At 47.1% G+C, this 14610-nt stretch carries 12 protein-coding genes; 8 read left to right on the top strand and 4 right to left on the bottom strand.

The genetic code is table 11. The features are described from left to right. Positions 1-30: 30 nt before the first annotated feature. The gene (locus tag AC5YBX_RS11505) at positions 31-282 is read right to left on the bottom strand and encodes a hypothetical protein (protein WP_494523715.1); all 252 of its coding nucleotides are present in this window, start codon (positions 280-282) and stop codon (positions 31-33) included. A 141-nt stretch (positions 283-423) separates the two neighbouring features. Here AC5YBX_RS11505 and AC5YBX_RS11500 point away from each other — a divergent pair, with 141 nt between their 5' ends. Next, the gene (locus AC5YBX_RS11500; protein ID WP_494523714.1) at positions 424-1860 is read left to right on the top strand and encodes a class I SAM-dependent methyltransferase; all 1437 of its coding nucleotides are present in this window, start codon (positions 424-426) and stop codon (positions 1858-1860) included. Here the strand turns inward: AC5YBX_RS11500 and AC5YBX_RS11495 are convergent. Beyond that, on the bottom strand, positions 1785-3647 hold the full coding sequence (locus AC5YBX_RS11495) for a sulfatase-like hydrolase/transferase (RefSeq protein ID WP_494523713.1): 1863 nt from the start codon (positions 3645-3647) through the stop codon (positions 1785-1787). The genes AC5YBX_RS11500 and AC5YBX_RS11495 overlap by 76 nt on opposite strands. Before the next feature lie 460 nt (positions 3648-4107). On the opposite strand from AC5YBX_RS11495, the gene AC5YBX_RS11490 reads away from it, so the two are divergent. The 3 genes from AC5YBX_RS11490 (at position 4108) to AC5YBX_RS11480 (ending at position 7039) form a co-directional block, all read left to right on the top strand. Next, positions 4108-4644 carry a GNAT family N-acetyltransferase gene (locus AC5YBX_RS11490; protein WP_494523712.1) on the top strand — a complete coding sequence of 179 codons (537 nt, stop codon included), beginning with the start codon at positions 4108-4110 and terminating at the stop codon, positions 4642-4644. A gap of 73 nt (positions 4645-4717) precedes the next feature. After that, positions 4718-4879 carry a hypothetical protein gene (locus AC5YBX_RS11485; protein ID WP_494523711.1) on the top strand — a complete coding sequence of 54 codons (162 nt, stop codon included), beginning with the start codon at positions 4718-4720 and terminating at the stop codon, positions 4877-4879. Between the two features lie 288 nt (positions 4880-5167). Next, entirely contained in the window at positions 5168-7039 is a 1872-nt protein-coding gene (locus AC5YBX_RS11480) for a methyl-accepting chemotaxis protein (protein WP_494523710.1), read from the top strand. 213 nt (positions 7040-7252) lie between these two features. On the opposite strand, the gene AC5YBX_RS11475 is transcribed toward AC5YBX_RS11480, so the two are convergent. Both AC5YBX_RS11475 and AC5YBX_RS11470 read right to left on the bottom strand, forming a co-directional pair. Beyond that, the gene (locus AC5YBX_RS11475) at positions 7253-8992 is read right to left on the bottom strand and encodes an AMP-binding protein (RefSeq protein WP_494523709.1); all 1740 of its coding nucleotides are present in this window, start codon (positions 8990-8992) and stop codon (positions 7253-7255) included. 292 nt (positions 8993-9284) lie between these two features. Then, complete coding sequence (locus tag AC5YBX_RS11470) at positions 9285-10079, bottom strand: SDR family NAD(P)-dependent oxidoreductase (protein ID WP_494521374.1); 795 nt, start codon at positions 10077-10079, stop codon at positions 9285-9287. Between the two features lie 203 nt (positions 10080-10282). Here AC5YBX_RS11470 and AC5YBX_RS11465 point away from each other — a divergent pair, with 203 nt between their 5' ends. From AC5YBX_RS11465 to AC5YBX_RS11450, 4 genes are all read left to right on the top strand, one after another. Next, entirely contained in the window at positions 10283-10684 is a 402-nt protein-coding gene (locus AC5YBX_RS11465) for a YbaY family lipoprotein (protein ID WP_494523708.1), read from the top strand. A 122-nt stretch (positions 10685-10806) separates the two neighbouring features. Further along, positions 10807-11748 carry a homoserine O-succinyltransferase MetA gene (gene metA / locus AC5YBX_RS11460; protein WP_494521376.1) on the top strand — a complete coding sequence of 314 codons (942 nt, stop codon included), beginning with the start codon at positions 10807-10809 and terminating at the stop codon, positions 11746-11748. A gap of 245 nt (positions 11749-11993) precedes the next feature. Further along, positions 11994-12620: an NAD(P)H-dependent oxidoreductase gene (locus tag AC5YBX_RS11455; RefSeq protein ID WP_494521377.1), complete on the top strand. Its 627-nt coding sequence runs from the start codon at positions 11994-11996 to the stop codon at positions 12618-12620. Beyond that, positions 12617-14578 carry a monovalent cation:proton antiporter-2 (CPA2) family protein gene (locus tag AC5YBX_RS11450; RefSeq protein WP_494521378.1) on the top strand — a complete coding sequence of 654 codons (1962 nt, stop codon included), beginning with the start codon at positions 12617-12619 and terminating at the stop codon, positions 14576-14578. Before AC5YBX_RS11455 ends, AC5YBX_RS11450 begins: the two co-directional genes overlap by 4 nt. Positions 14579-14610: the final 32 nt, after the last annotated feature.

Here is a 14610-nt window from a genome sequence, read left to right as displayed (position 1 = left end):
CAACTAAAAAGAGAGGCTAAATTCGTGACGTTAAGGCTTGTTGGCGTCTCGATTGGGGGAATTTTGAATTTCCTCTTGGGAGAGTGAGTTTTTTTTACGTAATTTCAGGAGTGTCAACAATTTATCCCACCAAATACGCAAGGTGGCAAATCCGACAACAATGGCTGCAATAATCGCTTGCAAAATGATACTTCCTGTTCCGGGATCGAGATAGGCGTATGCAGGAGTACTGAGTAGTAATATTGATGCGACTAATATGAGTCGACTGAGGTTATTGTCCATATTCTCAATTCCTGACAGGGGGAGTGAAAGGGTTACTCATTACATGTTAATGTAGTTAGCCATTGGCCTTAGGGCAAATATTTTATGGACTATAGTTATCATCATAAAGGTCATTTTTGTTAATAAATAATGGGTTATTTTATGGTTGATGTTGAAAAGGAACAGGCGTCATTTAGAGATAGTGGGGGTTTTGTTTTTTGGTATCGAGAAAACTTATATCGACAAGTGAACATCTCCTATAAAGAGGAATTTGATGCCTATATCGACAGTGGGCTGCATCAGGCGCTTGTGGAACGTGGTTATCTTGTCGAACATCAAGAAGTCAGTCTCGAAGGAGCTCATAGGGAAAATGCTTATAAAGTGTTAAAACCTCAGTTGATCCCTTTTATTTCATATCCATACGAATGGAGTTTTAGCCAGCTGCAAGATGCCGCAATATTAACGTTAGAGATCCAATTATTAGCGCTGCAATATGGATTTACCCTTAAGGATGCGAGTGCTTTTAATGTTCAATTTTATCAGGGGCGGCCCATCTTTATTGATACCTTATCTTTTTGTCGTTATAGCGCTGGACCTTGGGTCGCTTATCGTCAGTTTTGTCAGCATTTTTTAGCCCCCTTACTGCTTAAAATAAGTTGTGACTATCGCCTGGGCAGGTTGGCTGAATTGTATATCGACGGTGTACCGTTAGATTTAGCCAGTCGTTTATTACCATGGCACAGTTGGTTTCGCTTTAATGCCGTATCGCACATTCACTTGCATGCAAAATTGCAGGGTTACTATGGTGACAGTGGGGAGCGAGGCAAGCAGCGGGTAGCTCGTGTTGAGTCTCAAATGTCGGCGGCTCGCGTTAAGGCATTAATCTCTAGTTTAAAAAATGATATTGGCAAACTACGTTGGCAACCCAAAAAGACTCAATGGGCCCAATATTATGATAATACCAACTATGGCGTGGCCGCGATGCAGGGGAAGTATGATCTTGTCGAGCGCTACCTTGAACAAGGCCGTCGTGGGTTGTCTTCACTTGCCGATATTGGGGCAAATTCAGGACGTTTTAGCCGCTTAGCCGCTAACTATGCTGATCTAGTTGTGTCATTGGATATTGATGAGGCCGCGGTTGAACAACATTACCTTAAAGTCAAAGCGGACAATGATAAGGGCATACTGCCTATCGTATTAGACTTATTTAACCCATCGCCAGCAATCGGCTGGAGTAACACCGAGCGACGCTCCTTTATCCAACGAGGGAGGTTTGAAACCGTTATTGCCTTAGCGTTAATTCATCATTTGGCGATCACTAATAATGTCCCTTTAACGAAGATCATAGCGTTATTTCATTCATTGGTACTTGATTGCCTGATCATTGAGTTTGTGCCTAAAGAAGACTCTCAAGTACAACGGCTGTTAGCGACGCGCGAAGATATCTTTACTGATTATCATCAAGCAGGTTTTGAACGAGCCTTGGTAGGGCGTTTTGACATTATTCATCAAGATAATGTGCCTCACTCTACACGCACGTTATATTGTTTATCACGAGTCTCATCGGCGATGTGGTCGAACACAGAGCCGGTGTCATAACCCATGTGCTGCAGATGGCTAATTATCTTTTTATAGGCCGATCTCGGTGTTAGCGACGATGCCGTACAAGAAGGTTTTTTATTTTCAACCTCTTGATATGAAAGCCTCGGTTGATGATTATCATTAACATCTATGGAATAAAGCACTCCGCAATACAGCATTGACATAGTGCCCAGTGAATAAAAAGGAGGCGTTAACTTGGCGGCGACCTTCCAGTCTCCGGCATTACTGGCTTGTAGCCGTGCAGAAGTCACTATGAAAATAGGGTAATCATTGTCGCTCCGAGCATTGAGATCGTGGCCATCCATCCAAGTTGGCGGGGTTATGCCTAAATAGCCCAAGACGGTCGGGGCTATATCCAGTCGCTGGGATGCTTGGGTCACCACACCTGTACGGGTCTTGTTTGGGTAGCGAATGATCAGTGGCAGTGGCTTATTTATACGGTGACGCCAACCATGGTCGCTATTAAATACGAGTAGCGTGTTTTCGAGTTCACCTGAAGCCTCAAGTAAGCGATAAATATCTCGGCTATAACTATCCCACTGAAAGATGGCATTGTCGTAGTGATCGACCTGCCAAGGGAGAGGTTGGTGTTTGTCTGCTGTGAAGATGGGCTGCTCGTAAATAAAACGATTACCGTGTGGCCCCAAAAGGTGAATGTTAGCAAAGAATGGGCGTGGTGCAGTCATAAGCTGTTGTTTAAGTTGCTCCATTCTACCTTGATCAGATGATTGTGGGCGCAGTGAATGACCCTGGTTAACTTGTTTGTGAGGGGTTACCATGGATGAATCGGTCAGTAAATGCGTGAGACGCTGTTGTAATCTTTGTCCGTTTTCCTCGATGAACTGTACCGTTGCGGGCCAACTTCGCAGATAGATGTGATTAAATGAATCGCTTATAGCTGGTATATAGCGGTCATTGGCATAATCGAAGCTATTACGTAATTTTAAATCGTCAGGATCGATATAGTGCCTCATGGTGATATCGATATTAAAATAGCCAAGTTGTTTTAATATTCCCGGTAAGTGTTGAAACATGTCTTCACCCGTAAAGGTATCGGGTCTGAAAATGACTTTCGTGCGAGTAGGGTATTTACCACTGAGGAGTGATCCTATTGAGCCTGTTGTTTTCGATGAATTAGTCCAATGGTTAAAGTAGATCACACTCTCGTTAGCAATACTGTCCATGAAAGGGGTTGTTGCTCGTTCATAACCATAAACCGACATGTTATCGCTTCTTACACCATCGGCATTGAAAAATAGAATATTAGGTAACTTTTCAGTTACTTCAGTCGGTGGCAATCCTGATGCTAATGACAGAGGGGCGCGGTATGAGGCTAGCAGTGCCAGACTGGATAAGCATATCAGGATCGTGCAAAGTGCGATTGCTTTACCACTTCGTTGCGCAATAGCGTGATTGATGGCAGGCAGTTTATCGATAAAGTAGAGCATAAACAGGCTGAGAATTATCCAGTAATAACTCTTCGTTATTAAAGTTGTGGTTGAATGCGAGGCGAGGTTAAACAGGGTATAAGAAAAATTATCTAATAATAGCAATGTACAAGCCGTGAGTATGGCTGCTGGAATACTATAGGTGATGCCTATATGTATACATTTAGGTAGCTTTTTTATCGGCTTGAGTATCAAGGAGATTAAACTGGCAAGGCAAACGCAACAAAGGCTAAAGGCTACCAACGGCAGTGGCGCGGTGAACAGGATGTAAATCTGCTCTGGTAATGAGAGGTAGCTGAGCATCGATGGCTTAGTGATAAAGAACAACCATTCCATTAAATAATAGCAATAACTGCTAAGCAAAGTGATTGCGCCTAAGCCTGTATAAAACGTGAATGGATTAAGGGGATTTTTTATATTGCTTTTCTCCATATTAAATAGTCATTAGAGTCGATGTTACGTCATAAAATTGAGCATTAGCTCCTGAGTATAGTAGATTTTTCAAGCCCAATAAGGGATAGTCGTTAGTGGTATTGGCCTCGAGTCTTACGGGCATATCAAGCTGCTCGCGGCTCTTTTTATGGCAAATTTAAATAAACCCAGAGTTAGGTGATTTTTAAGTGTGTATTTGACATCAGTCGGTTAACCTGTGTTGATAAAATATCACGCATTCTATTTGCCTTAATTTCTCTAAATATTAGTAGCATCTTGCTAATAGTGCGTCTTGCTGGGTTATTCATTGCGGTGATAGAGACCTATATTAACTCATGCTTAACTATAAAAAGGATACTGAGTTTTGGACATTCGATTAGCGACCAGTGACGATTTACCGCGTTTTTTTGTTTATCTGGCCAAGCAACTTAAAGAGAATGGCGCCGATGACAGTGTGCCATTTCTACCATTGTCGGTGGCCGAGTCGCAGCTTAATGATGAGATGCGTGCCCGTTTCACACAAGGGATAGAAAAGCCGTTGCAACAAGGTGGTTGGCGTCGTCTGTTGTTGGCTTTTGATAATGAGCAGGTTGTGGGGCATATCGATATTCGTCCTCATCAAGAGCCGCATACGCCGCATCGAGTGTTACTCGGCATGGGCGTCGATAAGTCGTGTCGTGGACAGGGGCTTGGTAGCCAATTACTTAATAGCATGTTTGTGTGGGCGGCGCTGCACACCGACTGTGAGGTGATTGATTTATGGTTGCTGACGGAGAATCAGTCTGCTTACAAACTGTATCAACGTCATGACTTTATTCAATGTGCGCAGATTAATGATATGTATCGCATCGATGGTCGCTCTCTTGGGTATACCATGATGTCGCGCCGCATCTGTAGTTAACTCGGTGTTGGTCATGGGGGACAATGATGGACACATTGTATGATAATTGACTGCGTTCTCCCTTGGATGCTGAATGGTAAAAATAGCACTAATGTGCCTATTCATGCTGTTTGTCGCCATTATTGCACATCATTGGCCAACGCCTGATAACCCATTAATGAGCATCGTTAGCCAAGATCTGTTTAATGAAAATAGGCTAGCAACGGCAAGTTTAATCAAGTGTTACTCTGGGTAGTGTTTGCTTTACATTTTAGCCTCATCCAACCCAATCAATTTACATCTCTAGTGTTTTCCACTGATTTTTTCGTCAAGAGTAAATTAAACTTGTACTACCAGTGTTAAAATGACGTGGGTTTCGCTATAAAATAGTGTTTTTTTCTTTTGTTGTTTTATTACGTGTGCGAGAATGCCCGCCAAGATTGAGGTGGTTTTTCAGTCTCTAATCGCACACTAAATTTAGCGACTAAATGGCTTTATTTATCCCTGTCCCTTAGTTTCATTAAACATCAGATTAGCATCCAATATGAATTCATATTCACTCAAGAAAAAAATATTGTTATCGGTTGTACTTGCCCTTGCGGTTGTTATTGCACTGCTATCATGGCGCAGCTATTCCACCCAAAAAGCCTTGTTACTGCAAAGCAGTGTCGCTCAGGTGAGTGAATCTGGCGAGCAACAGGCGATGCGCATTAAAGAGTGGTTAGCCGATCGTCAACGTGTCATCGCATCGGTCGCGACGAAAGTTGAGGGCGATACGCTAAATGCGCTGCAACAAGCACAAGCCTCTGGCGATTTTCAGTTAACCTATTTGGGCAGTAACACTGGTGTCATGGTTGACTCCGATCCGAGTATCGACCGCACAGGGTACGATCCTCGCGCTCGTCCTTGGTATGAGCAAGCGCAACAAGCGCGCGGCGCCATTATTACCAAGCCATATTTAGATGTGGCCTTCAATGTATTAGTGGTAACCATAGCCCAGCCGACACGCAATGGTGTGGTAGGGGGCGATGTATCGATTGCCAGCTTGGTCGAAAGTGTCAACAATATGTCACTGCCGGCCAACGGTTACGCCATCATGATGCACAAAGATGGCACTGTGATAGCCCATAAAGATCCCAGTAAGTTGATGGGCAAGGTGACAGATGTCGATGATGAGTTGAGTCAGCGCTTGTCTGAAATGAGTCGTCAAACAGGGCAATTAGCGCCCGCCTATTTTGAGGCTGAAGGACGCGATAAACTGCTTTGGGCTGTTGAGATCCCCACTACCGATTGGCAGTTGGTGTTTGTTCTCGATAAAGAGACGTTAGAAGCCCCATTGAGCAACTTGATGCTAACTCAGTTAGGTTTAGCTGCACTAGCCTTAATCATCAGTGTGTTAGCTATTTCTTGGCTATTAAGTCTGTTACTGGGGCCATTAAGCCGCGTATCACAAGCGCTGTCACGTATTGCCGATGGTAATGGTGATTTAACCCAGCGCATCGAGGTGGACAGCCAAGATGAAGTGGGCGTTCTGGCCGACAGCTTTAACCGTTTTGTCAGTAGTCAGCATGAGCTAATCAGTCATATTCGTCAGCTCGCTATTGAGCTTGATGCTGACGCCGAGCAGAGCCTAGTCACTAACCAATCGAGTGTCGATGAGCTGCAACGCCAGCAGCAAGAAGTGTCTATGGTCGCCACGGCGGTCACAGAAATGTCGAGCGCGACTCATGAAATTGCCGCCAATGCTGAAAGTACCGCCGCCGCGGCGCAGCAGTCGGCGCAAAGCAGTACTCAGGGTAAAGGGTTGGTGGATCAAACCCGCACAACCATTAATGCACTGGCATCAGAAGTTGACGAGGCAACCACTGTGATTGGTGAGTTAAGTCGACACGCTCAAGCGATTTCAAGCATCTTAACCACGATTCAAGGGATCGCAGAGCAGACCAACTTATTGGCGTTAAATGCGGCGATTGAAGCGGCGCGCGCTGGTGAGCAAGGGCGAGGTTTTGCGGTAGTGGCTGACGAAGTGCGGGTGTTATCTCGCCGTACCCAAGATTCTACCGAAGAGATCTATACCACAATCGAAACCTTACAAAATACCACCAAGCAGGCGGTTAGTTTGATGGACAGCAGTAAGGGATTGGCCAATAACAGTGTCAATGATGTTAATGCGGCCGCGCAAGCACTTGAGGAGATCACTCAAGCGGTGAATGTGATTTCTGATATGGCAGGCCAAATTGCCACTGCCGCAGAAGAGCAGACGCAGGTGACCAACGAGATCACTCAAAATACGGTTGCGATAAAAGATGTTACCGATGAGATCACCTCATCAGCCAGAACCCATTTAACTCAGGCAAAAATACTCAAAGATCGGGCAACCGATTTGAGCGAGAAGGTCGCGACGTTTATTTTGTAAGCGTCAGACGACATGTCATCAATGGGGTTGCCAACGAGCGTCCGGGCATAACCTAAAAAAGCCAACCTGCATGCAGGTTGGCTTTTTGTTTGGTCGCTATTTTTACGCATACCGCTAAGGTTTAGTCTTCGTTTTAGTCTTAGTCAGCTTGCCTTGCTCTTTGAGTGACTGATGAACCTTGCCTGCAACTTAATACACGGCTATCCATCAGGCTTAGGCGCAGCTTACCGACTCACGGTTAATGTCTTGATAGAGTTCTTGATACATGAGTTCACGCATTTTGAACTTCTGGATTTTCCCCGTCACTGTCATTGGGTATTGCTCGACAAATTTGATGTACCTTGGCACCTTGAAGTAGGCTATTTTCTCGGTTAAGAAATGGCGGATCGCCGCCTCATCAATTTGAGCGCGTGGCTGCACTTTAATCCACACGCACACCTCTTCACCGTATTTGTCACTTTGCACCCCAAATACGGCCGCATCTTGTACATCGGGATGACTATAAAGCTTCTCTTCAATTTCGCGCGGGTAGATATTTTCGCCGCCGCGAATGATCATATCTTTAATCCGCCCGACAATTTTAACGTATCCTTCGCTGTCCATTTCGCCAATATCGCCAGAGTGTAACCAACCGTCATTGTCTATGGTGGCCGCGGTTTTTTCAGCATCATTCCAATAACACTGCATCACCCCGTAGCCGCGGCTGCACACTTCACCAGGCTGGCCTATAGGCACGAGTTCGCCAAATTCGTCGACTATTTTAACCTGAGTATGGGCCAGAGCGCGGCCTACCGTGGTGACCCGCTTCTCTACCGAAGAGTCGATTTCGGTCATGTTGTTAATTGGGCTGCATTCGGTTTGGCCGTAACCAATAAGCACTTGCTCCATATACATCAGGCTTTGTACTCGGCGCATCACCTCTTCGGGGCAGGTGGCGCCAGCCATGACGCCGGTGCGCAGCGAACTTAAATCAAACTGATTAAATTCTGGGTGCTCAAGCTGAGCGATAAACATGGTCGGTACCCCATGCAGGGCGGTGCACTTTTCTGCTTCAACCACCTGCAAGGTGGTGAGCGGATCGAATGAGTCGCTTGGAAATATCGCCGCCGCACCTTTGCTGATGCACGATAAGTTACCCAGCACCATCCCAAAACAGTGATATAAGGGCACTGGGATGCACAACTTGTCATCGGCGCTCAGCTGCATGGCGTTAGCCACCAACAGGCCATTGTTGAGAATATTATGATGACTCAAGGTCGCGCCTTTAGGATTGCCAGTGGTGCCTGAGGTAAATTGAATATTAATGGCATCAAAGGGCGAGAGCCCTTGCGCGACGGCATTGAGTTGTATCTTGTCAGCGCTGCTCAGTGGGCGCTTAACGTGGTCGAAATTGAGCATGCCGGGGGAGGCGTCGTGCCCCATGCGGATCACACATTCTAACGAGGGTAACTGCGCCGCGGTGAGTTGCCCCGGTTGACAGTCGTGTAACTCGGGCGCTAATTGATACAGCATCTCGAGGTAGTTACTCGACTTAAATTTTTCGGCGCAGATAATCGCGCGGCAGCCGACATTATTGAGGGCATACTGCAGCTCTTCGGGGCGATAGGCAGGATTGATGCACACCATGATGGCGCCAATTTTGGCGGTGGCAAATTGGGTTAAACACCATTCAATGTTATTGGGTGACCAGATACCAACGCGGTCGCCTGGTTGGATACCGATAGCCAGCAGGCCAGCCGCCAGTTCATTTATCTGTGCTTGATATTCTTGGTAACTCCAACGGATCCCTTGGTGATGCATCACAATGGCGAGTTTATCTGGGTAACGCTTTACGATGTCATCGAAATAGTGGCCTATGGTGCGCTCTATTAACGGCGAGCTAGTGTGGCCGTCATATTGGCTGAGGGTAAGCGGAAAAGTGTTGTTGTTTGCAAATGTCGGTACGGCAGACATGAGGCCTCCATGCATAACAGTGTTCTGAGTGATTAGGTCAACACACTACCCAATGCTGGTAAGACGCCACAAGCACATTTTGGCATTTATAGACTAAAGCACTAATAGCCTGTTAGGTGATAAATAGGGCTGCAGCTTAGTGGTGAGGTGGCGATAAAATGACCTATCAACAAGGCGTTGAATTTTGGAATATACACCCCAATTTACCTGCCGATAGGGATTATGAGGCAGTGATAAGCGCGTAGCTTGACTCTCCGATGACTTAAGTTCGCATCGGCGAGCCAAGGTGAAATTACTCTGGCGTGTCCTGCTGATCGCGGGTGGCTTTTTGGGCTGATTTTTCAGCTAGGCGCTGCGCTTTAGTGCGCCAGTGGCGGGTGTTATAAATAAATTCAGGCAGTAACTTAGTGAGCCAGGCGACCAGACGCCAGCGCTTAGTGATATAAGCTTTACGTTTGGCCGATTGCATCGCCTTTATCACCTGCCGAGCCACTTCATCCGGCGGCGAGAGCCATAAGCGACTGCGTTGCAGGGCGGCTTTATCGAGCAGTCCCAGTTGCAGATCGGTGATGGTAATGGGCAATTTGAGTCGCTGAGCATGCATACTCAGCCCTTCAAGGTAGTTGCTGGCGTAGGCTTTTGAGGCATGGTAAGCCACACTGGGGCCGCCGCGCAGGCCTGCGATAGAATTGATCGCCGCGAGCTGACCATAACCTTGTTCGGTAAACAGCCTAAAAGCAGTATTACAGACGGCGCTAAAGCCTTGTACATTGACGGTAATAATGTCGGCTTCAGGTTGCCAAGGCAGGGTGGGATCATAGCTATTGAGCCCTGTGTTGACTAATACTAAGTGTACGCTGTCAAGTTGCTGCCAGAGGGTTTCTAGGGTGGTAATGATGGCCGCGGGTTGATCAATTTGCAGCGCCTCAACCCTGACCTTGGTCGGTAAGGATTGCGCAAATTCATTAATTGAGTCAGGATCTTGAGCCAGTAGGACGAGTTCAACATCTTGTTTGGCAAGTTGTTTGGCTATTTCTTGGCTGAGTAGTGAGCTTGCGCCCACAATAATGGCAGTAGCTTGGGTCATTAGGCTATTTCGCAACAAATGGTCGTTCCATGATATGAAGATATCGATCCTAGAACAAGGTGTATCACTTAAGTGAATGACACAAACATGGGTGCTTTCACAATTCTTGGTAAGATAACTGCTTGTGAGATCAGTTATTTGTTGCAATTGAGGTTAGACATATAGACATCCAGATGTCTTGATGTATTATAAGGAGCTAGATAATGAACAAATGGTTAAAACCGCTGTTACCTGTGGCCATGGCGGCCAGTGTGCTTAGTGGCTGTGCGACGCCTAATGCCAGTGTCGAAATTCAAGGTGAAGTGTGGTTTAGAGAGCGTATCGCGCTACCTAGCGATGCGGTATTAACGGTGCAGGTGAAAGATGTCTCTAAGATGGATGCACCCGCGGTGGTATTAGCGGAATTGCAGCGCAGTGATATTACCACTCCAGCACCGTTTCAGTTTGTGATCCCAAGTGATCAGTTTGAGCCTGGGCATACTTATGCCGTCGGGGCGAAAATTAGTCATAACGATCAGCTGATGTTCATTAATACTCAGGCGTATCCTATCGATCTTGGCTCACAAGAACCCATTTCGGTATTGGTACAGCAGGTCGGCCGATAATCCTGAATGTTTGTTCAGTGCCATAAACTTTGGCACTGACAAAGCGCTAAACAGCCGTTATCGCGCCGATTTCATTATTGTGCACCTTTAAGTGTGCTTAACAAGATTGAAAGAGGCGCGCTATGCCGGTAAAAATTCCTGATAATCTGCCAGCGGCAGAGATCCTTGAATCAGAAAATATTTTCGTCATGTCTGAAACCCGGGCGGCGAATCAAGATATCAGACCCATGAAGGTGCTGATCTTAAATTTGATGCCCAACAAAATTGAAACCGAAACCCAACTGCTGCGCCTGCTGGGCAATACGCCGCTACAAGTCGATGTCGATCTGCTGCGTATTCATGACAAAGCGTCCAAGCATACTTCTATCGATCATATGAATAACTTTTATCGTGATTTTGAAGATGTGCGCCATAAAAATTACGATGGCTTAATCATTACCGGTGCCCCCCTTGGGCAGGTAGAGTTTGAAGATGTTATCTACTGGGAACATATTTGCGAGATCATCGACTGGTCTCAAGCTCATGTTACCTCGGTATTGTTTTTATGTTGGGCCGCCCATGCTGCGCTCTATCATCTATATGGTTTACAACGCCAATTGCTGGATAGAAAACGCTCTGGGGTATTTTGTCACCAACGTACGTCGATTCATTTTCCGCTGCTGCGCGGCTTCGATGAGGAGTTTTTTGCGCCCCATTCGCGCTTTGCCGAGATGAATGTTGAGCAATTAAAGCAACATCCTGAGTTGCAAGTGCTGACCGAATCGGATGAGGCGGGCGCCTATATGGTGCTCAGTCGCAGTAACCGTAATCTGTTTGTGATGGGCCACCCCGAATACCAAAAGTCGACCTTGAATGAGGAGTATCAGCGCGATTTAAACGCTGGACTTAATCCCGACATTCCGCAAAATTATTATCGCGGCGACGATCCTAGCCAAGAGCCCGTCGCTCGCTGGCATGGTCACGGTAGTCTACTGGTGAGTAATTGGCTTAACTACTATGTTTATCAGCTAACCCCCTACAATCTTGAAGATATGAGTGGCATTACGCCATGGGAATCAAGGTAAGCGTGATGACGGCCTCGATAGCAGGAGTTTGTCTGGGCGCGTATTTTGTCATTAACACTTGCCAATGCGGCTCAGAGTTATGGCTGGATTAATAGGCCAGCATGGCGGTTGACCTCGCCATTTTTAGGCGGCAACTTTCTCGTTACTGTGCTTGAGACTCAAGGCGTTACAGGCTATTTTATTTAGACCTTTGACGCGATAATATTGCAAGGCAATTGCGTCATACCGCCTCCTATAGGACGCTCATGTCGACGACTCACAAACGTGTTTTACTCTTGCTTGCCCATCCTTCCCAGCATCGCTCTGAAGTGAATCTGCCACTATTTAAGGCGGCAAGGGTCATTGATGGTGTGACCACTGTCGATCTGTATGGCGAATACCCTACCTTCGATATCGATATTGAGCGCGAGCAGCAGCGACTGATTGAGCACGATATTATTATTTTCCAATTTCCGCTGTACTGGTATTCGACCCCTGCCATTTTAAAAGAGTGGCAAGATTTAGTGCTTGAATATGGTTTTGCGTATGGCGCCGATGGCATTCAGCTTAAGGGTAAAACCTTTTTTTGCGCCCTCAGCGCTGGTGGTAAGGAAGATGCTTATCAAGCGCAAGGTTATAACCATTTCACCGTGCGCCAGTTGTTGGCCCCACTGGAGCAAACCGCCAGCTTGACTGGCATGCATTATCTAGCGCCGCTGGTGCTGTTTGGTGCCCGAACGGCTATCGAAGATGACTTTATGACGCGCCATATACGCCAGTGGCAACGCCTGTTAAAAGCCCTTGTCGAAGATAGAGTCAATTTGCATCAGGCGGCTAAGCTAGACTGTTTAAATCATCATCTGGACACCATTATCGAGGGAGAGGTGCGATGACGGGCTATTTTCTACAGGCGTTTATCTATTTAGTCGCCGCGGTGATCGCCGTGCCCTTAGCTAAACGCTTTGGTTTAGGGTCGGTACTGGGATACCTCATCGCCGGTGTGGTTATTGGCCCTGTGGTCGGGCTCGTGGGTGAAGAAGCCAGCGTTATTCAGCATTTTGCCGAGTTTGGTGTGGTGATGATGCTGTTTGTGGTGGGGTTAGAACTCGAGCCCAAAATGTTGTGGGCGATGCGCCATCGCTTAATGGGACTGGGCGGCTTGCAAGTGGTGTTGACCGCCGCTGCAGTGATGGCGGTTGCGCTCTATTTTGAGGTGCAATGGACCATCGCCTTGACCATAGGCTTAGTGTTTACCCTATCGTCGACCGCGATAGTGTTGCAAACCTTCAATGAGAAAGGGCTGGGGAAAACCGACGGCGGGCGCAGCGCATTTTCGGTGCTACTGTTGCAAGATATCGCGGTGATCCCCATGTTAGCTTTTATCCCATTATTGGCATTGCCTGAGTTGGTGGATAAAGCGCAACAGATAGCGAGCACCGCTGCGCAGCACCATCAAGAGGTGAGTCTGGTTGCTGGCTTGCCCGGTTGGGCTTACGCCTTGGTGATAACCGGGGCCATCGCCCTGTTGGTGATTGGCGGCCATTACTTGAGCCGGCCGCTGTTTCGGTTTGTTGCCAGTTCAGGCTTAAGAGAGATTTTTACCGCCACCGCGCTGATGTTGGTGATTGGCATTGCCGCCTTGATGAGTCTCGTGGGGTTATCGCCGGCTTTAGGGGCCTTTTTAGCCGGCGTAGTCTTAGCCAACAGTGAGTTCCGCCATGAGCTAGAGTCGAGTATCGAGCCTTTTAAAGGCTTGTTATTAGGCTTATTTTTTATCACCGTAGGCGCGGGAGTGAATTTTGCTTGGTTGTGGCAAGAGTTAGGGGTCATTGTCTTGATGACACTGGGCTTGATGCTGCTCAAAGTTTTAGTATTACTGCTGCTGAGCCTGCTGTTTAAGATTAGAAAAAGCGATCGCTGGCTATTTGCTCTGAGCCTTGCTCAAGCGGGGGAGTTTGGCTTCGTATTGGTGAGCTATTCAGTGCAAAATAATGTGCTACCCACCGACTTGGCCCAAACCTTATTACTGGTAGTGGCGCTGAGTATGTTCCTCACACCCGGGTTATTTATCGCCTTCGAAAAGCTCATTTTACCCCGTTACCGCGCAGCGCCAGACGCTCGAGAGGCCGATATTATTGAAGACCGAGGACCGGTGATCATTGCCGGTGTCGGCCGTTTTGGCCAGGTGGTGAACCGCTTATTGACGGCCAACGGGGTTAACACTGTAGTGCTGGATCATCAGATAAGCCAAGTGGATATTCTGCGCAGTATCAATGTGAAAAGCTATTTTGGCGATGCCACTCGCCCCGATCTGCTGCACACCGCAGGTATTGAAGAGGCCTCCTTATTAGTGGTGTCGATGGATAACCCTGAAAGTGCGACCGAGTTAGTGAAATACGTGAAACATGCTTACCCTAAAGTGAAGGTGTTAGCGCGGGCCTTCGACCGCGGTCATGCTTATATGCTGCGCCGCGCGGGCGCGGATTTTATTCAAAAGGAAACCCTTTTATCGGCGTTAGAGCTAGGTGCCGATGCGATGAAATGTTTAGGTTTTCATCCCTTTCACGTTGAGCAGCAAAAAAACACCTTCAAGCGCATCGAAAAACGCAGTTCCGATATCCTCTATCAAGCCTGGTGTGATGACAGCTCAGGTGAGCGGTTCGACAATAACTATCGTAAGTTATTTATTGAGCTGGAAGAGACCATTAAAACCGCGATGACGCGAGATAGAAGTGACAAGCACTCTAACAGTGAACGTGGCTGGACACCGCCGCCTAAAGGCTATGAAGAGGTGCTTGATGGCGATGAGCCTATCGACACCTCAGCGGCTAAAGCCGATATCACACCTTAACGGCCGCCGAGGCTGCGGGATGTTCCTTGTGC

The sequence above is a fragment of the Shewanella sp. 492 genome (assembly GCF_059338445.1).
This window is presented reverse-complemented; position numbering and strand designations above follow the sequence as displayed.